Annotated in this window: 14 protein-coding genes; all 14 read right to left on the bottom strand. The window is 64.6% G+C overall.

From position 1 onward, the window contains the following. Positions 1 to 71 precede the first annotated feature (71 nt). Positions 72 to 395 (bottom strand): hypothetical protein, encoded by a 324-nt coding sequence (locus tag C8K61_RS01430; RefSeq protein ID WP_108094398.1) that lies wholly within the window; start codon positions 393 to 395, stop codon positions 72 to 74. Further along, a complete protein-coding gene (locus C8K61_RS01425; RefSeq protein WP_108094397.1) occupies positions 392 to 2,014 on the bottom strand; it encodes a hypothetical protein in 1,623 nt (540 codons plus the stop codon). Before C8K61_RS01425 ends, C8K61_RS01430 begins: the two co-directional genes overlap by 4 nt. Further along, positions 2,011 to 3,138 (bottom strand): VWA domain-containing protein, encoded by a 1,128-nt coding sequence (locus tag C8K61_RS01420; RefSeq protein ID WP_158272490.1) that lies wholly within the window; start codon positions 3,136 to 3,138, stop codon positions 2,011 to 2,013. Before C8K61_RS01420 ends, C8K61_RS01425 begins: the two co-directional genes overlap by 4 nt. Further along, a complete protein-coding gene (locus C8K61_RS26605) occupies positions 3,131 to 5,497 on the bottom strand; it encodes a DUF5682 family protein (RefSeq protein WP_146174262.1) in 2,367 nt (788 codons plus the stop codon). Before C8K61_RS26605 ends, C8K61_RS01420 begins: the two co-directional genes overlap by 8 nt. Further along, on the bottom strand, positions 5,490 to 6,602 hold the full coding sequence (locus C8K61_RS01405; protein ID WP_108094393.1) for an AAA family ATPase: 1,113 nt from the start codon (positions 6,600 to 6,602) through the stop codon (positions 5,490 to 5,492). The genes C8K61_RS26605 and C8K61_RS01405 overlap by 8 nt, the downstream gene beginning before the upstream one ends. Then, entirely contained in the window at positions 6,599 to 10,240 is a 3,642-nt protein-coding gene (locus tag C8K61_RS01400) for a DUF4132 domain-containing protein (RefSeq protein ID WP_108094392.1), read from the bottom strand. Before C8K61_RS01400 ends, C8K61_RS01405 begins: the two co-directional genes overlap by 4 nt. A gap of 52 nt (positions 10,241 to 10,292) precedes the next feature. Next, positions 10,293 to 13,979, bottom strand: coding sequence for a DUF4132 domain-containing protein (locus C8K61_RS01395; protein WP_108094391.1), 3,687 nt, complete (start codon positions 13,977 to 13,979; stop codon positions 10,293 to 10,295). 48 nt (positions 13,980 to 14,027) lie between these two features. Continuing rightward, the gene (locus C8K61_RS01390; protein ID WP_108094390.1) at positions 14,028 to 17,687 is read right to left on the bottom strand and encodes a DUF4132 domain-containing protein; all 3,660 of its coding nucleotides are present in this window, start codon (positions 17,685 to 17,687) and stop codon (positions 14,028 to 14,030) included. Positions 17,688 to 17,732: 45 nt separating this feature from the next. Beyond that, positions 17,733 to 19,889, bottom strand: a complete 2,157-nt coding sequence (locus tag C8K61_RS01385) for an ATP-binding protein (protein WP_108094389.1) — start codon at positions 19,887 to 19,889, stop codon at positions 17,733 to 17,735. After that, entirely contained in the window at positions 19,886 to 21,103 is a 1,218-nt protein-coding gene (locus C8K61_RS01380) for a hypothetical protein (protein WP_108094388.1), read from the bottom strand. Before C8K61_RS01380 ends, C8K61_RS01385 begins: the two co-directional genes overlap by 4 nt. Positions 21,104 to 21,174: 71 nt before the next feature. Next, positions 21,175 to 21,612 (bottom strand): hypothetical protein, encoded by a 438-nt coding sequence (locus tag C8K61_RS01375; RefSeq protein WP_108094387.1) that lies wholly within the window; start codon positions 21,610 to 21,612, stop codon positions 21,175 to 21,177. Then, a complete protein-coding gene (locus C8K61_RS01370) occupies positions 21,606 to 22,430 on the bottom strand; it encodes a hypothetical protein (protein ID WP_108094386.1) in 825 nt (274 codons plus the stop codon). Before C8K61_RS01370 ends, C8K61_RS01375 begins: the two co-directional genes overlap by 7 nt. A 146-nt stretch (positions 22,431 to 22,576) precedes the next feature. Beyond that, positions 22,577 to 23,512: a hypothetical protein gene (locus C8K61_RS01365; protein ID WP_108094385.1), complete on the bottom strand. Its 936-nt coding sequence runs from the start codon at positions 23,510 to 23,512 to the stop codon at positions 22,577 to 22,579. 41 nt (positions 23,513 to 23,553) lie between these two features. Further along, positions 23,554 to 24,228 carry a hypothetical protein gene (locus tag C8K61_RS01360; protein WP_108094384.1) on the bottom strand — a complete coding sequence of 225 codons (675 nt, stop codon included), beginning with the start codon at positions 24,226 to 24,228 and terminating at the stop codon, positions 23,554 to 23,556. Positions 24,229 to 24,491: the final 263 nt, after the last annotated feature.

The following is a 24,491-nucleotide window of genomic DNA, read 5'->3' as shown; positions in this document are numbered from 1 at the left end:
TCCTTGCATCATTAGCGGGCCAGTTTACCGACCTGACCACCGTTACGCAGCCAATGGCGACTGCTCAAGCGTCACTCTGACTGTTGCTCTATAGCAGCAGTTGCAACTGTTTTGCCACTGGCCAACAGGCGGTTGGTGGCATCCAGGCGCACCAGCATGTCCTGCTCCAGCAGCAAGTCAGTGAAGGCCTGGTGGCGCTGCTGCGCGCTCAGGTTGCCCTGCAACAGACACAGCGCCTGGGCCGCCTGGGCGCTGAAGCCGAGCAGCTCGGCGTCGGCGCACCAGGCCTGAATACGTCCACGGGTGTCCTGGCTCAGGCTACCGAGGCCGGTCGCCAATGCTGCGTCCAGCCACTCGCCCCAGGCCTGCAACCAACTGTGCAATGGCTCGCTCATGACACCTCACAGAACAACAGATGTTGGCCATGTTCATCGATAACGGCGACGGCAAACAACGTCGGCTGCTCGCCCTCCAGCGTCCAACGCCCGAGCAGCAACGACGGCCCCGCACTGGCTTGACCCAGACGCTGAGCCGCCTTGGCGTTGGCCGCGCCGCCGGCCAGCACCACCCGCAGCACCTGGCCGCAGGCGTCCAGCGCTGCGCCCAGCCAGCGCTGGGAGAAACGCTCGAACTGCGGCGCTGCAGTCATCTGCGCGGCGATCAGCGCCAACGGCTGCGGGTCGTTACGGTACAGCCAGCGCTGGCGCAGCGCGGCGTACTGCTGCACACGGGCGGCGGCCGATTGGGCATGGCCCTGCAGTTCGGCAAAGGCAAACGCTTCGCCGACCTGCAATTGGCTGCCGTCCCGATCAGACAAGCGCCCTTCGGCACTGGCCCAGCCCTTCAGCAGCAGGCACCGTTTGCCTAACAAACTGGCCAACGGTCGTCCGCAAAAACTGCCTTGAGCGAACGCCTGTTGCGCTCGCCAGCCAGGATTGAGCGCCTGATTGCGACTTTCGCCATGGCTGAAAAACTGGCCGCTTTCCGGTTGCAGAAAGTACAGGCTGTAGCCGGCAAAACCGCTGACGGTCGTCCAAACCTCGGCACCAACACATAACAGCGGCCAGTTCTGAGCAGGCTGGTAGGCACGTCGATGCACCCCGGCCAACTGCCCCAACGGCTGCGGCAAGGGTGTACGCGCCAAGGCCCGGCGGTAAGCCAGCAGCTCGGCCAGCTGCAGCCGCGTCTGGCGCACAGTGCTGCCGGCCAGGCTGCGGCGCTCATCGTCCAGCGCCCGCGCCAGGCGCGCGAGCAGGCGGCCTGGCAGCGGCAGGTCGGCTTGTTGCAAGGCGGTGGCCAGGGCATCGCCACGGGCCACCAGCAGTCCCGAGGCACCGGCCAGGCCGAGCGTGGTCAGCTCCAGCAGCCATTGATCAAGCTCACGCAAGGCTTGCTGCTGGCTGTCGTCCAGGGCGTCGGCTTGCTCCGGCACGGTGTCGGGGTCGGCCAGCCGGGTCAGTTGCAACACCACCAGGGCGCGGTGCGCACAGCGCTGTTCGCCGCACGAGCAGACCGAGCCGGGCAAGCCAACTGCCCGCGGAATGCTCAGGGTTGCCACGCCGTTGATATCCAAGCGGGCCTGCAAGCGTTGCTCATCCACCTCGCACTCGGCATTGAAACCTTGCGCCAGCCAGCGCTGCGCCTTGTTCAGGGACGCCCGGCCCAGCTCGGTTTTGCGCTGTTCGGCATCGCGGATCAACCAGGGTTCTTCCAACACGCCAGTCGCGACCGGCACTGGCTGCTCGGCCAAGCGCGCGCGCAATCCCAGCAGCAGGGCCAACTGGTGATGGCAGGTACCCAGAGCCGAACAGCTGCACAACACCTGGGCAAAGCCGACACCCTCGACGCGCTGGGTGAAACCATCCAACTGCGCCTGCGCACGGTCGCCCTCCAGCAGCCACTCAGCCGCCGTCTGCCCGTCCAACATTTTGTAGGCGCGGCGCAGCAGGCCCTTGTTGGCCCAGGCTTCGAGGCTTTCATCGCTGAGATCCGCCAACCACAGCTGCAGGCTCATGGTTGCCGCCCCGCCATGCAGCCGGCCACCCAGTCGGCGAGGTGGTCCGGGGTCATCGCCGCCACCTGCATGCCACGGGCGCTAAGTTCCAGGGCGGTGTCGCGGTCATAGTCGGGCTGTGCTTCCTGATCCAGCGCCGCCAGGCCGAGCAGGCTGACGCCGGCCTCAGCCAGACGAGTGATAGTGCCGAACAGGTTGACAGGCGGGCCGCCGTCATAGAAGTCGCTGAGCAGCACCAGCATGCTGCGCCGTGGCTGGCTGATCAGGCTTTCCGCGTGCATCAGCGCCTGGCCGATATCGGTACCGCCGCCCAGCTGTACCGCCAGCAGGGTTTCCACCGGGTCGTCGAGCTGGCCGCTGACATCCACCACCTGGGTATCGAACAGCAGCACCCGGGTGTTGAGGCTGCGTAGCTGGCTGAAGATGCTGGCGATCACCGCGGCGTAGATGATCGACGGCGCCATCGAGCCGCTCTGGTCCACCAGCACGATGATGTCCCAGGGCATCTGCCGTTGGCGCGCCGGGTTGTAATACAGACGCTGCAAGGCCAGCACCTCGCCTTCCAGGTCGTAATGCTTGAGGTTGCGGCGAATGCTCAGCTGCCAGTCGAGCGCCGCCAGGCTCGGGCGCCCGCCGCGGGCGTTGCGGTTGCGCCGGCCTTCGACACGGCTATGGATGTTGCGCGCCAGACGCCGCTCCAGCTCCTGGCAGACCGTGCGAATCACCTGGCGCACTTCGGCCATCAGGCTGTCCGGCAAGTGGCTGCGAAAGCTCAACAGGGTTTGCACCAGGGTGAGGGTTGGCTGGCTTTGCCGCAGCACCTGCGGGTCGGTGAGCAAGCTGGTCAGTTGGTAGCGCTCGATGGCCTGGCGTTGCAGCACTTCGACCGTGCTGACTGGGAAAAGCTTGCGCACTTGCGCCAGCCAGCGCGCCGGGGTCAGACGCGAGGCTTCGCTGCCGCCGCTGCGGCTGTTTTCGCTGCGCTGCTGGTACTCACGTTGGTAGAGAAAATCCAGCGCCGCGTCGCGCTCGCCATCGGCACCACTCAGCATCGGCAGCTGCTCGCCCTCGGCATCTCGGCCGAGGGCCAGGCGCCAGCGGCGGCGCAGTTCGGCGTCAGTCATGGCCACCTCCATCCCAGGGTTGGCGTGCCGTGGCCAATTGCGCGCGCAGGCTGGCTGCATATTGCAGATCGGCAACCGACCAGCTCGGCCCGGCCATCACCACGGGCGCCTCGCCCTGCCCCATCAGCTGACCGCCCAACTCGCGCAATTGCCGCGGCGACAGGCGGGTAAAAGCCAAGCGTAAGCCCGGCAGCGCCTGCAAAAAAGTCTCCTCGTCCCAGCGCTGCAACGACGCGCTGACGCACGCCTGCAAGCTCGGCTCTTGGAGGAAACGGTGGCGGGCGACCCGCAGCAGCCCGGCGATAAACTGCCCCGGCGCATTGCCATCGCGCTCGGCATAGCCGGCCGCTTCGCCGTAGGCCAGCGCCACCTCGGCGCAGCTCAGGTGCCCGGCCTCCAACAACACGCCGTTGGCCAGCCCAGCCAACACCGGCGGTGGCTGCGTGGCCAGGAGCAACTGCAGTGCCTCGAAAAACACCTCGGCGTCGCAGCCCGGCGTGTCCAGCGCCAGCAGATTGAGCATGCCGACCAAGGCGTCGGCCAAGGCCTCCTGATTCTCCTCAGCCACCAGGCCGACCCACGGCAGGCACAGGCAGATGCGCTGAAAACACTGCGCCAGCAGCGCATCGAGTGCCTCCAGTCCGTGGCCGCCGAGCACTACCTTGGCGTGCCGCGCCGCGTCCAGGCGCACCAGGCCCAGGCACAGGCTGGCGAGGTCACTTTCCTGCTCCAGCCAGCGCCGCACCTGGCTGAGGATGGTGCCGAGCAAGTCGTGCAGGCCCATGGCCAACGCGTCGATCAGAATCGCCACCGGCGCCGAGCCTTGTTGCCGGCATTGGCGCAGGCGTTCCAGGCAGCGGGCCGTGGCGGCATCCAGCAGACGCGCGCCGTAGTGGCTCTTTTCGGTCAGCATGGCCTCGGTCTCCGGTTGCCAGCGGATCACCCACACCTCGCGCACCCGCGCCAGGTCTTCGCCGTGGGCAAACCTGGGCCCCGCTACACACTGGCCATACGCGGCATCCAGGCTCGCCAGGCGATGGAGAAAACGCGACTGTTCGCGGTGCAACGGGCTGCGGTAGATGTCCAGCGCACGCTCCAGCGCGGGACCTGCGGCACGCGGCAAGCGCATGCGCCGGCAGTGCTGGCGAAAATCTTCCACCAGCGGCGGCACCGGCAAGCCGGCGGGCAGACGGCCGCTCTCGGCACCGGCAAAAAAACCATCAAGCTCGGCGACAAAAGCCCGCTCGCTACCATCCAGGCTGTTTTTGTACAGGCTGCTGAGCAACGCCTCACGCAGCTCCAGGCGGCCCACCCGGTGGCCGCGTAACGCCGCCAGGCGCTGCGCCAGGGTTACCGCTTCGATGGCATCCGGCAGGCTGGCGGCGTACTTGCGCTCGCGCAGGTAATTGACCAATTCCACCACCATGCTGGCCTGGGTTGACGCATGCACCTCGCCGGTGGTTTCCCGCCGCCGCGCCAGGGCGCTCCATACCCGCGCCTGATAAGCGCAATCGGGAATTCCGGCGGCGTAGTGACGGGTGGCATTCAGGCGGTTCAAGGAGTAGCTGATCAGGTGCACGCCAGTGCCTTCGTCGCAGGCCGCAGGTTCCGCCCCGGGCTGACCCAGGAGCTGCAAAATGCCGGCGCAATGAAACGCCCCGCACACCACCAGGCAACGCTGGCCCTGGCGCCGCGCCTGCTCGATGCGGGCGGCCATATGCGCTTCGCGGGCCAGGGTCTGGGCATCCAGTGGGCTGCCAGCACGCAGGTACTCGCCAAAATTCAGCAGACGGGCAAAAAACAGCTCGGCGCTGGCGTATTCCACGCCGCTCTCGAAATGCCGCTCCCACCAGCTGTCGAAATCGGCGCAACCGCTGGCGGCCAATAAAATCGCCATGGGGTTGGCGTGGGCCAGCAACTGGTCATCGTTGAGCGGCGGTTCCAACACCGGGTCATCGACGCCCGCAGCAGGTTGCTGGCGGGCCAGAAACGGCAGGTCGATAAACCGAGCGGCAATGCCCAGGCGCTGAGCTTCGCGCAGCGCGACCCACTCCGGCGACATGGCGGCCAACGGCACAAAACAACGCGGCTGCACGCCATGCTGAGGGGCCTGACCATGAATAAAAAACGCCACTGGCGGGCGCGTTTGCTCATCCAGCAAAAACGGCAGCAGCGCATTGCCCTCTTCCGGGCCTTCGACCAACACCACATCCGGCCGCGTGCGGTCGATCAGCTTGCGCAACTGCCAGGCGCAGTGCGGGCTGTGGTGGCGCACGGGGGCCCAGAGCACGTCCGGAAATTGCCCATAAGCGGCCGGCAGGCGGTCCATGGCCGCCGAGTCGAGAACCTGCTCAGTCATTCTGGCTATCGGCGAAGTCCTGCCACTGCGGGTTGCCGGCACGCACCCGGCGCACCACTCGCAGGTAATCCCGGAAACGCCGGCTGTCCTGCTCGTCGTCCTTGATCACCGTGCCGACCATAAAGCGCGCCAGGTGTTGTGGGCGCACTTGCGGCTCGCCGAAGTAATGGCACTGCACCGCCGCGCTGAAGGCCACGGCAATCGCCTCGGCACTCGACAGCACCGTCGACGGCGGCTCGAACGCCACCCCCTCGGCACTGCCGGCACGCAGTTCCTGAAAGGCGCTGACCAGCAGCTCGGCGACATCCGCCGTCAGCCGGGTGTCGATCTGCTGCTCGGCCAGTTGCCGATTGACCTCACGCAGCAGCAACTCCTTCTGGTCCTGCAAACGGGCCAGCGGGCGCATGGTTTCGAAGTTGAAGCGGCGCTTGAGCGCCGAGGACATATCGTTGACCCCACGATCGCGCAGGTTAGCGGTGGCGATCACGTTGAAGCCCGGCTTGGCCAACAGGCAGTTGCCAGCGTTTTCCTGCATCTCCGGAATATGCAGCAGGCGCTCGGAGAGAATCGGGATCAGGTTGTCCTGCACCTCGATGGCACAGCGGGTAATTTCCTCGAAACGCAGCAACGCGCCACGGCTCATCGCCCGGTGTAACGGCCCCGGCACCAGCGCTTCCGGCCCGGGCCCGGAACGCAGCAGCAGGGCGTAGTTCCAACCGTAGCGAATGCTCTCCTCCAGCACTGCGGCACTGCCCTGCACCGCCAGCGTGCTGTCGGCGCAAATCGCCGCCGCCAGCAGTTCCGACAACAACGATTTCGCCGTACCCGGCTCGCCCACCAGCATCAGCCCGCGCTGGCCGACCAGGGTGACGATGGAGCGCTCGACCACCTCGTCATTGCCAAAGATCTTGCGCAGCACCGGCTCGCCGCCGATGGCCTGACCGTTGCTGCCCAGAATGAAGGTGCGCACCATGGCCGGCGACAAACGCCAGCCCGGCGGCCGCTCGCCTTGGTCGGCGGTACTCAAGCGCGCCAGTTCGGCGACATACAACTGCTCGGCGGGCAGGCGTTGCGCCGGGGGCAGAGCCTGCGTGGTTGCACTCATAAACTTGCCTCGGCCAGCGCCTGCGCCTGGACCAGTACGGTGTTCAACAACGGCGGTGGCAGCTCGCCGAGAACTTGTACTTGCAGCTCCTCGCCAACGCGGCGGTACACCACCAGTTCATCCAGTTCGATCTGCTCATCGGCATTGAAATAGCTCACCGGAATCGGCCCATGGCCCACGCTCACCTGCCAGGTATCGCCATCCAGCGCCCAGTAGTGCGAGGTGAATTCCGACTCGCCATCGGTATCCTTCACATAGCCCCAACGCTCCAGCAGGCCGCTCAGGGTGCCACGGGTCAGCACTTTGCCACGCGCGCGCAGCACCGTGCTGGCCTGCAACTCATCGCTGGAGGGTGGCTGCACCGGGGTGGTCCATTGCTCGATCGGCGAGGTCAGCTCGTAGTCGCTGAAATGCGCCAGCCAGGCCGCACGCTCGCTGGCCTCCACCTCCAGCGGATGGGTAACCCGCACGCTGCTGTCCTCGGGCAAGGCGTAGGCCTCATCGTCGAGGGTAACCACCCCGCCGCTGGCATCCGGGCGCACCCGTTGCAGCGGTTGTTCCTCGGCGTCGATCACCGACCACACCAGGTTCTGCGCAATCAGGTTAAGCAGCGGATGCTCAAGGAACAGCCCCTGCCAGGTGCTGGCTGGCCACAGCTGGCCCAGCTGCATGGCGCGCAACAAACGCTGGGCCTGTTGCTTGAGCACCGGCTTGAGGTTCTTGCTTAGCGCCTTGAACTGGTTGTCGGCCTGGGCGCGCTTTTCCGGGTCTTCTTCGGCGCGCGCCTTGGGCAGGCTTTTGCTGACTTTGCCGGCCGCATCGAGCACCACCAGGCTCAGGTCCGATCGTACCCGCACCGTGTAGCTATAAGGACCAACGTCCAGCACCAGACCCTGCGGGCCCATGCCGAAATCGGGCGCCAGCACTTCGAGAAACTCGTCCAGACTCAAGCCGCGCAACTCGGCCTGCGCGGTCAGCGCGGTGCTGGCACTGGTCTTGATCGAGTTGCCGACCTTGCCGTTTTCCCACTGCTGGCGCGCCAGGTAGCAGCCGTATTTGCCCGGCAATTCACACAGTACGGCAATCGCCAGGGCGGCCTTCTGTGTGCGGTACTTTTTCCACTCCTGCACGGCCTTGGCCAGGGCATTGGCGGCGCGCTCGTCGCCGTACTCACGCATCGGTTGCAGCAGCCACATAAAGTCGTTGCTGCCACCTTCGACAATCCAGCGCTCGACGCACAGCAAGGCAAAATCACTGCGCTGCGCCGGGGTCAGGTTGGCGAGAATCTGCCGAGCACGACGCGGCAGGCGCTCCACCTTAAGCGTCAAAGCCAGCAGCAAACGCCCCAGCGGCTCGCCCAGGGGTTGCAACTGCGCGGCGAACTCCTCATTCCATATCCCCTCAGGCAGCACAGCGGCTGGCGTCTGTGCTTCTTTCTGCAGGGCGGCAAGGTCCAGGCCATGCCAAGGGTCCAGACCGGCCAGCGGATAACCGGCGCGCTCCAGGGCATCCAGGCTCAGGCCACGGCTTTGCTCGTCATGGGCGGCGTCGTGGAAATACTCGGCAATCAGCGGCGCCATGGCCGGATCGCGGGACTGGGCGATGCCAGTCAGCAGATTGCCACGCGCCTTGGCTGGTCCTGGCAGCAGGCCACTGTGCTGGATGATCTCGGCGTTGCATCTGGCGATCAGCTTGATCAGCGGCTCGCGCATGGCCTTGTTGCTGGAAGCCAGCACCTTGCTCAGGGTATCGGCACAGGCCAGCACCCCGGCGCTGTTGAACAATGGCAGCAACAGCGCCTGCTGCTTGCTGTCCAGCGCCGCGTACACCTGCGGGTGGGCGGCAATGGCGTCGGCGGTTTTCAGGCGCTGGAAACGGCGGATATTGCCGCGTCGCGACGCGGGTTCGGCCTCCAGGCTGTGCGCCGCCAGCTTGATCAACAGCGGGCCCATGCTGATCGGGTAACCCAGCAGGGCATCGACATGGTCGTTGAAATAACGGTCAGCCAGTTGCTCTTCCAGCAGCTCTGGCTCATCGGCATACCAGCGCTCCAGATACGGGAACACCTGCGCGCGCAGGCTCGAATAGGTCAGCGCCTCGCAGGCCGAACGCAGCACCCAGCCACGCGCCTCCTGGTCCTCGGTGAGTTCCCACAAGAACTGCCAACGCTCGATCCGGTCGCCACCGCACAACAGATCACCGGCGCGCACCGTGCTGGAAATGATCCGCTCAGGATGATCCACCGACGCCGCCATAACCGCGTCCCAGCCCTGCGGGTCGATTTTCATGTCGCCCGGTGCGGGAAACTGAAAGTGATAACCGGGCTGCGCCACCGCCGTCAGTTGCCAGAGTTGATGGCCGGCCATCGTCGCCAGGCGCTTGGCCTTGCCACCGAGGTAACGGCTTAGCAATTGAAGGTTTTTGCAGGTGTAGAGCGAACCGGGAAACTCGCTGTCGGCATCGTGGAAATAGTGGGCTTCGATCAGCGCATCCACCTCGTCATCGCTGCTTTGTTCGAGCAAGCGACTGAAGCAGGTCTGGAAGGTCAGGCCAGCCTTTTTCTCTTGGCTGAGCAGCTGCCGGTACCACTGCAACGCCACAGGGCTGGACAGGCTGGCATTGATTCCGCGAAGGCGAGCATGTTGCACCTGTTCCAGTTCCAACGCAGCGACTGGGCAGGCGGCGTCCAGCGCTTTGCTCGCCGGCAGCGCCGCCAGCACGCTGTCGGGCACTTGCTCGGCAATGGCGAGGAGGCGCCCCGGCTGCTCGCCCAGTACACAATCGAGCCCCTGCTTTCTGAACAGTTTCACAAAGACGCTGTTGCGGTCAGCCGCTTCGCTGACCAGGCGGGCCAGCACCTCGCTGTCGACCAAGGCGTGCAGCAACGGCTTGGCGATCTGCCGTTGCAGGGTGTCGTGCAGTTGGGTGTCCACGCTGCGCCAGTCGTAGCGGTTGGTGTCGTCATTAAAAAAGCGCAACGCCAGATCAGCCCAGGTCTGCTTCGATTGATCGCTGCGCTGCAATTGCTCGCGCACCACCAACAGCAAGGTATACAAGGCCTGCAACCCCGGCAGCGTGCTCTCCTGGTCAGAACGATCGTTCACGGTTTTTAGCACCGCGCTCAAGGCCTGCAGGTGGGCACCGGCGGCCAGATACCAGCGCTGCACCGGCAACCAGTCGCCCTGGCCCTCGGCAAGCGCGTCGGCGCGCTGTTGCAGAACACGGTACTGCACAGCCAGCCACTGCCGATCGTCACGCAGACGAACCTGCTTATTGTCCCGGAAGATGAAAGTCGGCAGCAGCCAATGCGACAGCTCAACCACCTCCAGCACAGGCGTCAGCAACACCACCGCGCGCTCACTGATATCCAGGTGCTGCTCAGGCGGCACCTGGTCAAACGCCCAACTGTAAAACGCGCTGTTGCTCGGGCCGAAGTGGCGGGAATAGGCGTCACCTTCGCGTACCAGCTTGATGCCCTTGGCCAAGGCCTGACGCCAGGCGTTCGGCAGCGCCGCTTCGCCGCGCCAGTAGGCCAGCACCTGGGCAAAATCCAAGTCATTGCCCACGCCGGCGTCACGGTAGGCCTGTTGCAGGCTGTCGAAAAACGCGGCTTCGCTGTTGGTGTCGATCACGGTCATGCCCTGCTCCTTAATCAAGTCAGTCCCGACGCGTAGCGCCGGGCTCGCTGTCCTATACCGCGTGCTCGGCCAGGGTCTGCGCCTGCACCAGCAACGTATTGAGAAACGCCGGCGGCAAGTCGCCCAGGCGTTGACGTTCGAAGCCTTCGCCGCTGCGTTGGTGCACCTGGATATCCTCCAGCGTCACCTTGGCATCGGCGTCAAAGTACACATCGATATCGCCGTGGTTAAGGGTCACCAGCCAGCGGCCGCCGTCGATCATCCAGGTGTGCTCGCTCACCTGCGCGCCATCGCCGGCACCGCCTTTGATATAGCCCCACTTGTCCACCAGGCTGCCGAACTTGCCGCGGTTGAGCGCCTTGTTTTCCGCCAGTTTCAAGCGCTCGGCCGCCAGCACCTCGGCACTGGGCACCAGCACCGGGGTGCTCCACTGCTCGATGAGCGATTCCAGCTTGTAGTCGGCGAAATGCTCCGCCCAGGCGGTGCATTCGCCCTCCTCCAACTCCAGCGGATGGGTGGCATGCACCACGGCATCGGAAGGCAGGTTGTACGGCTCGTCGTTAAGGTCGATCAACTCGCCGCCTTCGGCCGGGCGGAAGCGTTTTAGCGGCTGGCCGGCGGCATCCTCGGCCGACCACACCACCGACTGGGCCAGCACGGCCATCAGCGGATGCTCGACAAACAACTTCTGCCAGGTAGCGGTCGGCCAGGCATTGCCCAGCTGGAACAGACGGCTCAGGCGTTTGCTCTGCTGCTTGAACACCGGCTTGAGGTTTTTGCTCAGTAGCTTGAACTGGTTTTCCGCCAGGCTGCGTTTGTCCGCGTCTTCGCCGGCCTTGGCTTTGGGCAGGCTTTTGCTGGCTTTGCCCTTTTCATCGAGCACCGTCAGGCTCAGGTCCGGACGCATACGCACGGTGTAGCTGTAGGGGCCAACGTCCAGCAGCAGGCCTTGATGGGTGAGGCCGAAGTCCGGCACCAGTTGCTCAAGGAACTCCGCCAGGCTCATGCCACGCTGCTCGGCAGCCTCGGTCAGTGCGACCTCAGCAGCGGCCTCGATGGACTCGGAAAACTTGCCGCTTTCCCACAAATCGCGGGCCTGCGACACACCCAGGTTGCCCGGCAATTGGCAGAGCAGGCGCATGGCGGCGCTGGCTTTCTGTTTGCGGGCTTTCTTCCAGTCCTTGATCGCCTTGGCCAGCTCGCCGGCGATGCGTTCGTCGCCGTACTGCGGCAAGGTCAGCAGCATCCAGTCGACTTCAACCGCGCCATTGGCGGCCACCCACTGCTGGGCGCCGAGCAAGGCCAGATCGGCGCGGCGGCCGGCCGGCACATGCTGCAGCAACTGACGGGCGCGACGTGGCAGCGCTTCAGTGCCTTCAAAGAGGATATGCAGCAACTGCAGCCCCAGGGCATCGCCCAGTGGCGCCAGCACGGCGGCAAACTCATCGTTCCAGTACTTGCTCACTGCGGCGGGAATCTTCAGCCCCACGGCCTGCTCCTGCAGGGTGGCCAGGCTGATGTCCGCCCATGGGTCCAGGCCCTCAAGCGACTGCCCCTCGCGCTCCAGCGCATCCAGGCTAAGGCCGCGGCTGTAGTCGTCGTGCGCCTTGTCTTTGAAGGCGCCACTGATCAACTCGACAAACGCCGAGTGCGGCGCCAGCGCCAGGCCGATCAACACCAGCTTGCGCGCCTTCGGTACGGCGGCGAGCCAACCTGCGGCCTCGATGGTGGCCGGACTCAGCCGAGCGATCAGCGCCACCACCGGCTCACGGAGCAATTTCGAGCTGCTGGCGAACAGCTTGGCCAGGGCCTCGGCGCAAGCCAGTACGGTGGCGTCATCGAACACTTGCAGCAGCTTGATACGGGCCTTTTCTTCCAGCTCGGCGTAGGCATCGGGGTGGGTTTGCAGGGCCCGGCGCACGCCGGCACTGGCGCTGTCATCCAGCCGCGCCTTGCTGCCACCGCCGCCGATCCAGCCGCTGCTATCGGACAGGTAACGCGCGGCCACCAACGGCAGCAGACGCAGCAGCGGTGTGTCGCGCTCGCCAATGGCCCGAATCGGACCGCTCAGGTAGCGGCCATATTCGCCGTCGATATAGTCCAGCCACGGCTGCGGGTCGCGGGCGTACAAGCGCTCGACCATCTCGAACAGGGGGTCATTATTGAGCTTGCTCCCCATCGATTGCATAAAGGCCTCGGCCACCCGCACACGCTCATCGGCCTCGACGCCATTCCAGATCAGCTCCCAGCGCGCCAGATCATCGCGCAAATGCCCGTACGAGCGCAGCGTGCGGATAAACAGCGACGGGTAGGCCGCCGAGGCCTTGAACAACACCGGCCAATTTTGCGGATGCTTGGCGTAGACCACGGGGTGTTCATCTTCATCCTCATCGTCAACATCGTCCGCCTGGTTGTCGGCCACCTGGCGCACCGTGGCCAGGTCATAAAGGCGGCGGGCGACTTCTTTAGAGAAACTTTCGTTGACGCCACCCAGGTAGCTGTAAAGGTATTCGGCGTTATCCAGCTGCTCGAGCAAATCATCCGGATAGCTTTGACTCTCGCGGCTGCACAGGTGGGTGAGGATCACCTCGTGCAACTGCTGCGCATCACAGCTCAATTGCAGTTGTTTGAGCAGAAACGAGAACTCCCACGTGCGAACGCTGCCGATGATCGACAGGTACCAGTCACGGCTCTGCGGGTTGTTCAACCGCGCCCAGACCGTACCGGTGCGCTGGTACTGCTGCTGTTCGAATTGCAGGGCGTAGTCGGGATACAACGCCGAAAAACTGGCCGATACGCGCAGCTCTTTCAGCACGTCGTCGGCAATACCGTCGAGCAACTGCGTGAACTGGGCCGGTGTGTCGACAAACAGCGCGGCCATGCCCAAATCGTCGAACAGTCTCGCCACGTAATAATTCTGCTCACCGCTGCGCAGCAGGTTGGTAAAACGCCGGTTGCTTTTCAGCACCTTGAGCAGCGGCAAGGCACAGTGATGCACCACGCTCAGTGGCGCCGGCAGGCGGCGCATGTGCCAGCTGTTTTCCAGCTTGTTCAGGTGCACCCAGAGCAGGTCGATCCAAGTACTTTCGCTGGCGGTTCCCAGCAGTAGTTGTTCACGCACCATCAGCAGCAATTGGCGCGCACCACTGAACTCCATCACCGTGTCCGCCGAAAGCGGCCCAGGCCCGGCATCCAGTTCGCGCAGCAGAATATCGGGCTCGCTACCGCCTTCGCGCAGCCATTGCGTCAGGGGCGCCCACTCGCCGCTGCCCTCGGCAATCTGCTGTGCCCACTGGCGCAGGCCGGCACCCAGGGTGCCGTCACAGGCCGCCTCGTGCGCCGCCACCCGCCAGCCATCCGGCAGGCGCAACAACTGATTGAGCTGATGGGCCGGCAACAAGGGCGCAGTGAGCACCAGCAGGCGCTCGCCCCGTGCAATCCACTCGGCGCTGCCCTCGCCCTGGAACAGAGTTTTGTGCAAACGCGTCACGAGCTTGTCGGTGTGCCACGTGTGGTACGGATGCAGGTCAAATGGCGTCTGTTTGGCCAGCTCACGTCGCCACTCCAACGGAAATTCGCCGCCCTGCTGCCAGGTCTGTTCGATGCCGGCGAAATCCAGCCCGGCAGCGATGCCAAGGCTGTCGTACACCGCCTTGAGGCGCGCGAGGAAATCGTGGTCGTCAGTACTCTCGCTGAGCTGGGTAAAGGCCTGATAACGCTGTTCGTCATGCTTGCTCATGGATGCTGCGCTCCTTGCAAAAATCAATTCGGTGTTCGCGCTACCGGCCTATTTGGCCAGCGCCGCCAATTGCTGTGCCTGACTGAGCAACGTATTGAGAAACGCCGCCGGCAACTCGCTCATACGTTGGCGTTTATAGACATCGCCCACGCGCCGGTGCACGTCGATGCTGTCCAGCTCCACCTTGTCGTTGGCGGCGAAGTACACGTCGATATCGCCATGGTTAAGGGTCACCAGCCAGTTGCCGCCGTCCACGCGCCAGGTGTGCTCGATAATCTGCGCACCATCGCCGGCGGCGCCTTTGTTGTAGCCCCACTTCTCCACCAGGCTGCCGAACTTGCCGCGGTTCAGCGTTTTGCCGGTGGCCAGCTTGACGCTGTCGCTGGCCAGAATTTCAGCGCTGGCCGCCACCACCGGGGTGCTCCACTGCTCGATGGGCGACTCCAGTTTGTAGTCCGCAAAGTGGCTGACCCAGGCCGCACGTTCCGCCTTGTCCAGTTCCAGCGGGTGAGTGACATGCAGGCGCGCAGCATCGGGCAGGTTGTACGGTTCATCATTGAGGTCGATCAGTTGCGCGCCATCGGTGGGACGCACGCGGGCCACTGGCTGGCCTTTGGCATCGGTGACCGACCACACCACGGACTGGGCAATCACCGCCATCAGCGGGTGCTCGATAAACAGTTTCTGCCACACCGCCACCGACCAGCTGCTGCCGGTTTGCAGCAGACGGCTCAGGCGTTTGTGCTGCTGGCTGACCACCGGCTTGAGGTTTTTGCTCAGCACCTTGAACTGGTTTTCCGCCAGGCTGCGTTTGTCCGCGTCTTCACCGGGCTTGGCCTTGGGGAGGGTTTTCAGCGCTTTGCCGCTGTCGTCGAACACCGCCAGGCTGAAGTCCGGACGGATGCGCGCCAGGTACTGATATGGGCCCATATCCAGCACCAGGCCCTGCGGGCCGAGACCGAAGTCCGGCACCAGCTGTTCGAGGAACTCGCCAAGGCCGAGGCCACGGCGCGTGGCGGCTTCGGTCAAGGCCTCGCGAGCGGCGATGACGATGGCGGGCGAGAACTTGCCGCTTTCCCACAACTCCCGTGCCTGGGCTACGCCGAAGTTGCCCGGCAACTGGCAGAGCAACTGCAGGGCGGCACTGGCTTTCTGTTTGCGCAACTTGGCCCAGGCCTTGACCGCCGCCACCAGTTCGTTGGCAATACGGTCGTCACCGTATACGGGCAGGGTCAGCAGTAACCAGTCAAGCTCGACCGCACCATTGCCGGCCACCCATTGGCGCACGCCGAGCCAGGCGAAATCGGCGCGACGGCCAGCAGGGACGTACTCCAGCAATTGCTCGGCACGCCGGGGCAATTGCTTACCCGCTTCGAACAGACTGACCAGCAATTGCAACGCCAACGGTTCGCCCAACGGCGCCAGCGCAGCGGCGAACTCGTCATTCCAATACTTCTTCACCGCAGCGGGTATTTTCAGCCCGACGGCCTGGGCTTGCAGCGTGGCGAGGTCGACGCTGGCCACCGGGTCGGCGGCGCTCACTACCACACCGCCCTGCTCCAGGGCATTGCGGCTCAGGCCCCGGCTGTGTTCGTCGTGGGCCTCGTCGTCGAAGTGGCGGCTGACCATCGCCAGCATCGCCGGCTCAGTGGCCATCGCCATGCCGGCGAGCACCAGCTTGCGCGCCTTGGCCGGAGCGGCGAGCAGACCCGAGCCTTCCAGGGTGGCCGGGCTGCTGCGGGCGATCAGTGCCAGCGCCGGTTCGCGCAGGGTTTTCGACTTGCTCTCGAACAGCGTGGCCAAACCTGCAGCGCAGGCCAGCACAGTGCTGTCATCAAACAGCGCGAGCAGTTTGATCCGTGCTTTCTCCTCGAGCATGGCGAAGGCCTGCGGGTAGCTGAGCAGCGCCGCACGCACCGCTGCCTGACTGGCCTGGGCGGCTTTGCTGCGGCCCTTGAATGCGCTGTTGCTGTCACTCAGGCAACGTGCGGCCATGGCCGGCAGCAGTTGCAACAACGGCCCGCCGTGTTTGCTGAGCACGCTGAACTGCTGGTCCAGGTAATAACCGTGACCTTTGCCGATATAGGCCAGCAACGGCGCCGGGCTTTGGCTGTAGAGCTGCTCGAGCAGCGCCAGCACCTGGGCGCTGAAGGGCTTGTTGGTGCTGGCGTGGAAAATCTGCTCGACCAGCCCGACTTGCTGCTCGGCGTCGATCAGGTTCCATAACAACTGCCAGCGGGCCGGGTCGTCACGGTTGACGAAGTAGGCATTCACTTCGCGAGCAAACAGCGCCGGGAAATGCTCGCTGGCGCGCAGCAGCACCGCCCAGTTCTGCGGATGTTTTTCGTAGGCACCGGGCTTCTCGTCGTTGGCACCGGCGCGCACCTTGCGCACACTCGCCACCTCGAACAGACGCTGGGCCACGCTTGCCACAAACTCGGCGTTGTTGGCCGTCAGGTAGCTGTACAGGTGCTCGGCATTGTCGATTTGCTGCAGCAGGTCGCTGGGATATCGCTCGTCTTCACGGGTGCAGAAATGCTCAGTGAGCACCTGGTGCAACAGGGCTTTGTCAGCGCCCTCTTGGAGGACTTTGAGCACCGCCTGAAACTCGTAACCACGGCACTGACCAATCACCGACAGGTACCAGGCGCGCGCCTCAGCGCTATGCAAGCGCGGGTACAGGGTTTGGTTACGGCGGAACTGCTCCTGCTCGAAGAGTAACGCGCAGTCTGGCGACGCGGCCACGAAGCCGTCGGCCAAGCGGATGGCGCTCAGTGCTTCATTGCTGGCCCGCGCCAGCAATTGGCCGAACGCCCGCGGCTCGCGGGGCAGCGCCAGGGACAGGTGCAGGTCATGAAACAGCGTGCGCAGCAGGCGGTAGTAGCGGTCGCTGGGCTCGGCCAGCAGCTCGGCAAACCGCGGGCTGGCCGCCAACGCCTGCAGCAGCGGCAAGGCGTAATGATGATGCAGGCCCGGCGCCGGGACGCGCTGCAGCAACTGCCAGTTGTCGTTGAAATCGCGCTGGGTCACCAGAAGCAGATCCGCCCAGGTGTCGTTGCCGCGCTCAGGCAGCAGCAGTTGCTCACGCACCAGCAGCAACATCACCCGCAGACCGGCGAGCGCCATCAGCGTCGGCAACGCCAGCGGCCCCTGTTCACTCGCCAAGGCCTTGGCCAGCAGCGCCGGATCGCTGCCGGCGTCCCGCAACCACTGGCTGACCGCCTCCCACTCCCCTGTGCCCTTGGCCAGCTGTTGCGCCCAGCTGCGCAGGCCTTCGCCGAGGGTCGCGTCGTAGTCCTGATCCAGGTCGCCCGTCAGTCCCTCTTCGTTGACCTTGAGCAGATGCAGCAAGGTGCGCGACCGAATCAGCGGCGCACAGAGCACAGCCAGGCGCTGCCCGCGCTCGATCCACTCGGCCGTGGGCGCGCCGTGAAACAGGCAACCGAGCAATTGGTACACCGGCTTGTAGCTGTCGAAATACTCGTAGGCATCCAGCTCGAACGGGGTGGCAACGGCCAGGGCCATGCGCCAGGCCAGCGGCGGCTCCACACCCTGCTGCCAGGCCTGCGCGAGCGCAGCGAAATCGAGCTCGGCGCCAATCCCCATGCGATTGTATGTGGCCTGCAGACGGGCGAGAAAATCAGCCTCGTCGGTACTGCTCGCCAGGGCAATAAAGGCCTCAAAGCGGCTTTTATCGTGTGTACTCATGGTCGATGCTCCCTGCAAAAAAAACGCTGGATTACGGCGTGCCGGCTATACCGCCGCACTCATTTCCTGACGCAAAAACAGCTGCAGTTCAGCCGGTTCAAACTGCAGGCTGAACAGCGGAATGGCGAAGCGGTAAATGGCCTGATCACGGCGTAACACAAAGGCCAGCACCAGACGCGACAAGGCGCGATTAAGGGCATCGACATCGACGCTCTGCTGCCGGCTGGCAAACAGCTCCAGCAGTTCCTGCAGGCTGGTCTGCCCGTGGCAGGCGGTGTGATAAACCACGATGCGGTCAAGGCGGCAGGCCTCGTCGTCATGACTCAGGCGGCCCCAACCGGCCAGCGCGTCTTGCACGGCCGGCGAGCTCAAGGCCTGTTGCAGGTGTTCGCGCTGAATGGCTCGCTCGCCGGGTTGCAGGGCGTCGAGACACTCCTGGCAGATGATCGCCACCAGGTTGGCGCGCTGGCCGCTGGCTTCCACCACTTCGTCGACCAAGGCATTGCTGGCAAAGCCCAGGCGCAGGTGTTTGAGCGGCACGCTGGCCAGTTCGCGGCAAGCGTCGGGTTCCAGGCCGCCGATGGTCAGCACTTCGCCGAAGTTGCGCAGCGGCGATTGGTAGTCGAGCACGGCGGTGGCGTACAGGTCCCAGAAGCCGGCGAGCATAAACCAGCAGCGGCCCTCTTCACTCAGGGCGCGCAGGGTGGAGAGTTGGCGGTAGCCGTGTTGCGCCTCGTCGCGAAAGAACAGGTCGGCTTCGTCGATCAGCAGAAACAGGCGTTTGCCCGCCTGGTTGGCGACGATGTGTTCGATCACCTGCTCCAGCGCGGTTTCGGCCGGCAAGCCGAATTGCAGGGCAAGGCGCGGCGCCAGGCGGTGGTCGCGCAGGGAAATGTAGTGGCAGGCGATCTGCGGGTGTTCCAGCAATCGCCGCTGCACTGCCTTGAGCAAACTGCTTTTGCCCAGTTGCCGACCACCCACCACCAGGTAGTTGGCCGGTTCTCGGTTGAGCACCCGCGCCAGCAGTTGCGCACGGCCGAAGAACGAGCCGCTGCGCACCACCCCGCCACGGGTTTGATACGGCGAAATCCGCGTGACTTTAAGGTGCGCGGCCAACAGCCGCAGCAGCACTTCCACCGGACGCGCGCCGAGCAGCCATTCACTCTGACTGGCCTCGTCGACGGCCACATAAAAGTTGGCGGCATCGGCGCAGTAGTCGCTGAGCTCCTGGCTATCGTGCGCAGGTAGCACCAGCATCACGTCGAGGCCGGTTTGCGCGCCGCGCAGGTGCTGCACCAGGGTGTCGTCGGCCAGGCCGTCGGCCTGCGGAATAAACACCAAGCAGCGGTCCAGACTGACTGGCAAGTCGGCGGTGAAACGCCATTCGTAAACCTTGCCCGGCAGCGTCCAGCCACTGCTGGGCTGGCATTGCACACCCAGACGCAAGGCCAGGGCGCGCATACGCTGCTCACCGTCGGCAGCCGCATAGTCCAGTGCGCGTTGCCAGTTCTGCTCAGTGACGCCAGCGGCCAGCAAGGTGGTCTTGCGCCGGCCCATCAAGCGCAGCAGGCGGTCGAGTTTGCTTAGTTGCGCGATGGGCACCCGCAACAGATTGGCCGGGCGCGCTTGCACCGGGCTCAACAACGGATGGCGCAGCAACAGCAATACGGCGCAGATCAACACCACAATGGCGCAGAAGATCGCGATGGAACGCAGGTCACTGATGATCGGTGCTTCCGCCCAGCCACCGTCTTTGGTGCGCTGGCAATTGATCGGCAAATAACGCGCAGGATACGGCGGCTCGCCGGGGCTGCAGGTGAAATCGTCGGTACCTGGCACGTAGTCGAGCACGATCTGGGTGCCGGCCAGGTTGCCCATCTGCTCGCTGTCTTGAACGTTAATCAGCAGGCGATTGACCTGTGGCGACATGACGCTGGTGTGGCTGACGTATTCCGGCGGCGGAGTGAACTCGGCCAGGTCTTGTGGCCAACCGTCGTTGGCGCGGGTCGCTTCCAGGTAAGAGCGCTTCCATTCGATCACTTCTGCCCACACCGTGGAGGTCGCGACCACCCCTAGGCTGGAAGAACGGGTGAACGGGTTGAACTGCGGAGTGAGGACCGCACTGCCAACGCCCAGGGTGAGCACGGTAATCACCACACGGCGCAACCAGGGGTGTTTGCCAATCAGTGCGAGCAGGTTCATGACTCGGTCCCGCTTTGCAGCACCTGCAACCCAGCCTGGCGCACCACCTCACAGCGCCAGTACAAGCGCGCGTTTTCGCCCTGCCCACGCACCGCAATCAGGTTGTTCCAGAACAGCCGACGCAGCTCGCCATCGGCCAGGTACGGCCGCGCCCGACCGAGATCGGTGGCGGCCAGACGCTGGGCCAGACGCTCGCGTGCAGCGGGTTCTTCCACCAGTGGCTGGAACGCCTGCCAGAGCCGGGCGCTGCTGCACAAATGGGTGTGCAGGACCTGGCGCGAGGCCTCGTCCACGGCCGGGTATTCCACCAGCCATTGCATGCCCTCTTCGGCCAGCGCCGGGTGGCCGCCGCAGCTGTCCAGCAGATGTTCGAGCATCGCCTGGGCGAATTGGCGCTCGGGCCAACGACGGGCAGCCAGGCTGGCGAGGTCGGCCAACGCCAGCTCCGGCCAGTGACTGACCTGGGCGATATTGAGCAGCGACAGGTCGCCGCTGCGGTACTTCAAGTCGGCCAGGCCTTCGCCGCCGCAGAGCAGCAGGTGCAGGTTGCCGCTGTGCATTTCGCTGAGGCTGCGCAGGATACCGGCGAGGGTTTCGCGCAGCTCTGGCGTGCCTTGCTCGAAGCGACTGACCAGGCAGAACAAACGCTCACCGGCCAACAGGCGGCGCTCCAGGGCGGCTTCGAATTCGTAGTCGCAGGTCACGCCCTCGAAGCCGCACTGGCGGCCGATGGCGGCAAAGTAGTCGGCACTGGCGGTGCTGACGCTGTACGGCGGCTGGATATGCAGCACCGCGCCGTCGCCGTACAGGGCCTTGGCGCGTGCCAGCAGTTCCAGGCGAAACGGCGGTTGGCCCCAATGTGCTTGCGACAGCAGCATGCAGATCGGGTACGGGGTCAGGCGGCTGAACTGCTCGAACAGCTGCTCGATAAAGGCCGCGAACGGGCTGCCTACGGCGGGCTCACCCTGCAGGGGGAACTCCCGCTCAAAACCCGCTGCGCTAAACAGCCGGTTGGTCTCTGCCTCGGTCAGGCGCAGGTACACGGCACAGGCCAGCAGTCGGTCGCGGGATTTCGGGTTGGGCAACGACAGGCCGTTGCGCCAGTTGTTCACTGCCTCGCGGCTCAGGCCGATCTCGCTGGCCACCCCCGACGCGCTGGCGCGGATGCGGCGCATGTAGAGGGTCAGCAGGGTCGAAAACGAATCAGCGTCCATCGCTGCTTATCCTTTTAAACCGGCCGCCGAGGCGGCGCGGCTACGACTAATGGCAATACTCGCAACGGTGCTTATAGCGCTTGAACCAGTGACCAGGACTTCAACGCCACCAGGCTCAAGGCCACCGCCAGGGGCGAGAGAAACAACACGTGAACCAAGCCCATTACGGCCCAGCCGGGCTCTTCGTCCTCTTCCTCGGTGGCGCTGGTGTCAGCCGCCTCGCTCTCATCCTCATCGGCGCTGTCGTCTTGGCGCAGGTAGGTAAATAGAAACACCAGCGTCGCCACAGCAGCGGCGCCGGCCAAGCCGAGAAAGGCGTAGCGCAACGCCGGTTGGCGTAGCTCATAGAAGTACAAGGCGAACACCAGGCCGACCAAGGGAAAGGTCACCCGCGCCGTGCGACGGAACAGGTCCAGGCCTTCGCCGTGCTCCGATCGGCACAGGTAACGGGCCACCAGGGCGCCCCAGATAATCAGCACACCGCCCCACCACTCGATTTCGGTCAGCATGGCAGTTGCTCCTGTTGGTCGTTGTCATCGGTACTGTCATCAGCACTGTCGTTGCTGTTCGAGTCGAACGGTTTGTTGGCCTGGTTGGCGTGGTACAGCGGCAAGGCCACCGCCAGCAGCAACCCCGCCCCCATCCACAGCCAGAAGCCTTTGAACAGCAACACCGTCACCACGGTGAAAGCCAGCGCCTGCAACAGCCCTTTGGCCAGGCCGCCGATCACCATGACGCCCTGCACGACCTCTAACGGATTGCTGCCGGTTTCGCGGGACAGTTTCGCCAGTTCGACAAATGCCTGGACGGCCTCGTCGCGCTGCTTGGCCTCGCTCTTCTGTTCGGCCAGCAATTGCTTGAGGCTCACGGGCTTGGCCACCGTCACGCAGCAATCGTCTTCGTCTGGCTCGCCCAATTGCGCGTCCACGACTTGGCCGGCTTGCGGCTCGGATTGGTAGAACGGCTCGCGATTGACCTGTTTGCCGGCGAGGTAGTGATAGCGCTGGGTTTCGCCGACCTGGTCATAAAACACCTCGACCACGGCTGCACGCAGGCCGCCCTGGAACAACTGGGCCAACAGCTGCAACGGCAGCGGCGCGCTGGTGGAGGTGTCGAAGGTCAGGCGCAGGAAGTCGGCTTGAGCGCTAAATTCGTGATTGAACCAGGTATCGGTCCACAGGCTGGTCAGGTCGATGCCCAATTGTGCCTGCAGCGCAGCACTGCGCTCCAGGTCACCGCGGCGCAGTTCCAGCACGGCGCGTACCGCTGTTTCATGGCGGGCCTGGTCGGCAAAAAACAACAGCAATTGATGGGTGTTCTGCGACATTTTTCATTCCTTGAGAAGTGAAACCACGACCCTGTGCCTACTGACAGCAGTGCCTGTCAGCCCTGCGCGGGGCCTATTAAATCAGATGCTTAGGGCGCCAGTGCGACATCTTTTTGCCAGTACTGGAGGCGGATAAAAAAGCGTGATCAGACGCACAGTTCGCCAACTCCCAGGCTCACTCGCAAACGCCGCACGGCGGCCTGTTGCGCCGGATTGATGGACGCGGCGAGATCCTCGGCCAGCGCCAGCAATGCCTGGGCAAAGGCCTGGCTCTCAGCCTCGGGTAAATGGGCTTCGAACACCTGGTGGATCACGCGCAACTCGGCACTGGCCTCGGTCGGCGCGACGACCATCGCGGCTATTTGCGTGGGCAGGTCATGGGCCAGCGAACCGACCAGACGGGTCAGCAACGGATTGCGGTAGCTCCCAGCCGCCGCCAGCAAAGCGCTCAGGCGCTGCACCTGTGCGTCAACCAGCGCCGCCTCGGCACCCAACACCAGCAGGTACACCAGCAACGGCGCGCGGCGCAGCAGTTGCAACTCTTCCAGAGTGAACTGGCCGGCCTGGTCGTACTGCTGGTCGAGTTGCGACTGGTAATGGCTGTGCCAGATCGCACTGCCCTGCTCGTGGGCGGCCAGGCCCTTGAAGAAGAACTCGCTGAGAATTTCCACCTGCTCGGCATCAAAACCCTGGCAGTCGCTGAGCACCGGGTTGTGCACGGCAAAGCCCAGTTCATGGTGGCCGCTGCGGTACGGCAGCACGTATTGCAGGCGGCACTGCGGGGCGTGGGCAAAACGCACATCGAGGATCAGGCAATCCTGGTTGGCCGCCGCCAACCTCGACGGCTGGCGTCCGTTCTTGATCAGCACCGCACCTAGCTGGCTGGCGTCCAGGCTCAGCAGTTTGCGCTCGCCTTGCACGAGCGCCGCTAACGGGCCCATGGCCAGGCGTTCCATTGAGCAGCGGTCATCCACCCCCAAATAGCCCACTAGCGGAATCAGGGTTTCGCCGTCACACACACTCCAGATCGAGTGCGCCGCGCAGTAGCCGGCCATTTCCATGACTTTGGCAGTTGCTTGCATCTTCGAGGTCCTTGCTCAACGTGGGGTAACAGGCGCGCGACTCAGGCCGCGCGCCGGGTCTTTTTTGTTTCGCCCTGCACATGCCACTGGGTGGTGGCTGGCAGCATGTCGACGGCCGCGGCCAGATAAACGCTACTGGCGCCATGCAGGCGCACGCCACTGCTGTCCAGTTGCAGCACCACCGGGCGGGCGGTGAACAGCAGCATCAGGCTGTCGTGCCCCTGGGCGTGCTGGCTGGCGAGCAGGCGTTGCTGGTTGCTCGCCGGTGTTTGGCCGATGTCCTGCGGCGCCAGGCTGGCGGCCTGCAGCCGGTGCTGCCAGAGCAGCGCGGACAAGGCCTGCTCATCGGCCAGTTGATAGAAGTCGCTATCCCCGACCACGATCAGTTGGCCGGGCAAGGCCAGGGCGCGGATCAGCGCCAGGTCCTGCTGATGGCGAGCGCGCAGCAGTTGCACGATGCGCTGTTGATGGCGCTGCACCTGGCTGCCAGCGCAGACCAGACGGCGGTAGAAGGTGGCGAGGCGGTCGATCTCTTCATCGTCGATGCGCGCCAGGCGCCAGCTGTGCAAACCCGGGCACTGGCCATTCCAGGCCAGCGCACTCCAGTCGGTGGCGGCATGGTTGCGCACGGCCAAGGGCAGGTGCTGGCCACTGAGCAACGACAATTGGCAATCGCTGAGGGTTTGCTCGGGGGTCACTTCGTGGCGCAGATCCATACTCATCCTCCTTGGCCCGGCGGGCTGAACTGGTCGCCATTGTTGGCCAGGGGCTGGGAATGCGCAGTTCCGGAGTTGTCAGGTGCTGGCGAGTGGCGGTGGACAGAACGTCAAGTGGTGAAGATCAACAGCATCGCGGCTAAAGCCCCTCCCACAGGAGACCGCACATCCGTGCGGGACGGGCTTCAGCCGCGAACCGTGAAAACGCTAGAGCAGCGGCAACATGAGCCAAATTCATGTAAACCTGGGAGGCGCTCCAGGCC

It is taken from the genome of Pseudomonas sp. GV071 (assembly GCF_003050835.1).
Classification (GTDB): Bacteria; Pseudomonadota; Gammaproteobacteria; order Pseudomonadales; family Pseudomonadaceae; genus Aquipseudomonas.
Note: the sequence above shows the minus strand (reverse complement) of the source record. Positions and strands in the feature narration are given on the sequence as shown.

Coding starts and splice junctions, on each gene's coding strand:
- C8K61_RS01405 (WP_108094393.1), bottom strand. CDS start 6,602: ATGAGTGCAACCACGCAGGCTCTGCCCCCGGCGCAACGCCTGCCCGCC.
- C8K61_RS26605 (WP_146174262.1), bottom strand. CDS start 5,497: ATGACTGAGCAGGTTCTCGACTCGGCGGCCATGGACCGCCTGCCGGCC.
- C8K61_RS01430 (WP_108094398.1), bottom strand. CDS start 395: ATGAGCGAGCCATTGCACAGTTGGTTGCAGGCCTGGGGCGAGTGGCTG.
- C8K61_RS01395 (WP_108094391.1), bottom strand. CDS start 13,979: ATGAGCAAGCATGACGAACAGCGTTATCAGGCCTTTACCCAGCTCAGC.
- C8K61_RS01370 (WP_108094386.1), bottom strand. CDS start 22,430: ATGTCGCAGAACACCCATCAATTGCTGTTGTTTTTTGCCGACCAGGCC.
- C8K61_RS01400 (WP_108094392.1), bottom strand. CDS start 10,240: ATGACCGTGATCGACACCAACAGCGAAGCCGCGTTTTTCGACAGCCTG.
- C8K61_RS01365 (WP_108094385.1), bottom strand. CDS start 23,512: ATGCAAGCAACTGCCAAAGTCATGGAAATGGCCGGCTACTGCGCGGCG.
- C8K61_RS01385 (WP_108094389.1), bottom strand. CDS start 19,889: ATGAACCTGCTCGCACTGATTGGCAAACACCCCTGGTTGCGCCGTGTG.
- C8K61_RS01425 (WP_108094397.1), bottom strand. CDS start 2,014: ATGAGCCTGCAGCTGTGGTTGGCGGATCTCAGCGATGAAAGCCTCGAA.
- C8K61_RS01390 (WP_108094390.1), bottom strand. CDS start 17,687: ATGAGTACACACGATAAAAGCCGCTTTGAGGCCTTTATTGCCCTGGCG.
- C8K61_RS01380 (WP_108094388.1), bottom strand. CDS start 21,103: ATGGACGCTGATTCGTTTTCGACCCTGCTGACCCTCTACATGCGCCGC.
- C8K61_RS01375 (WP_108094387.1), bottom strand. CDS start 21,612: ATGCTGACCGAAATCGAGTGGTGGGGCGGTGTGCTGATTATCTGGGGC.
- C8K61_RS01360 (WP_108094384.1), bottom strand. CDS start 24,228: ATGGATCTGCGCCACGAAGTGACCCCCGAGCAAACCCTCAGCGATTGC.
- C8K61_RS01420 (WP_158272490.1), bottom strand. CDS start 3,138: ATGACTGACGCCGAACTGCGCCGCCGCTGGCGCCTGGCCCTCGGCCGA.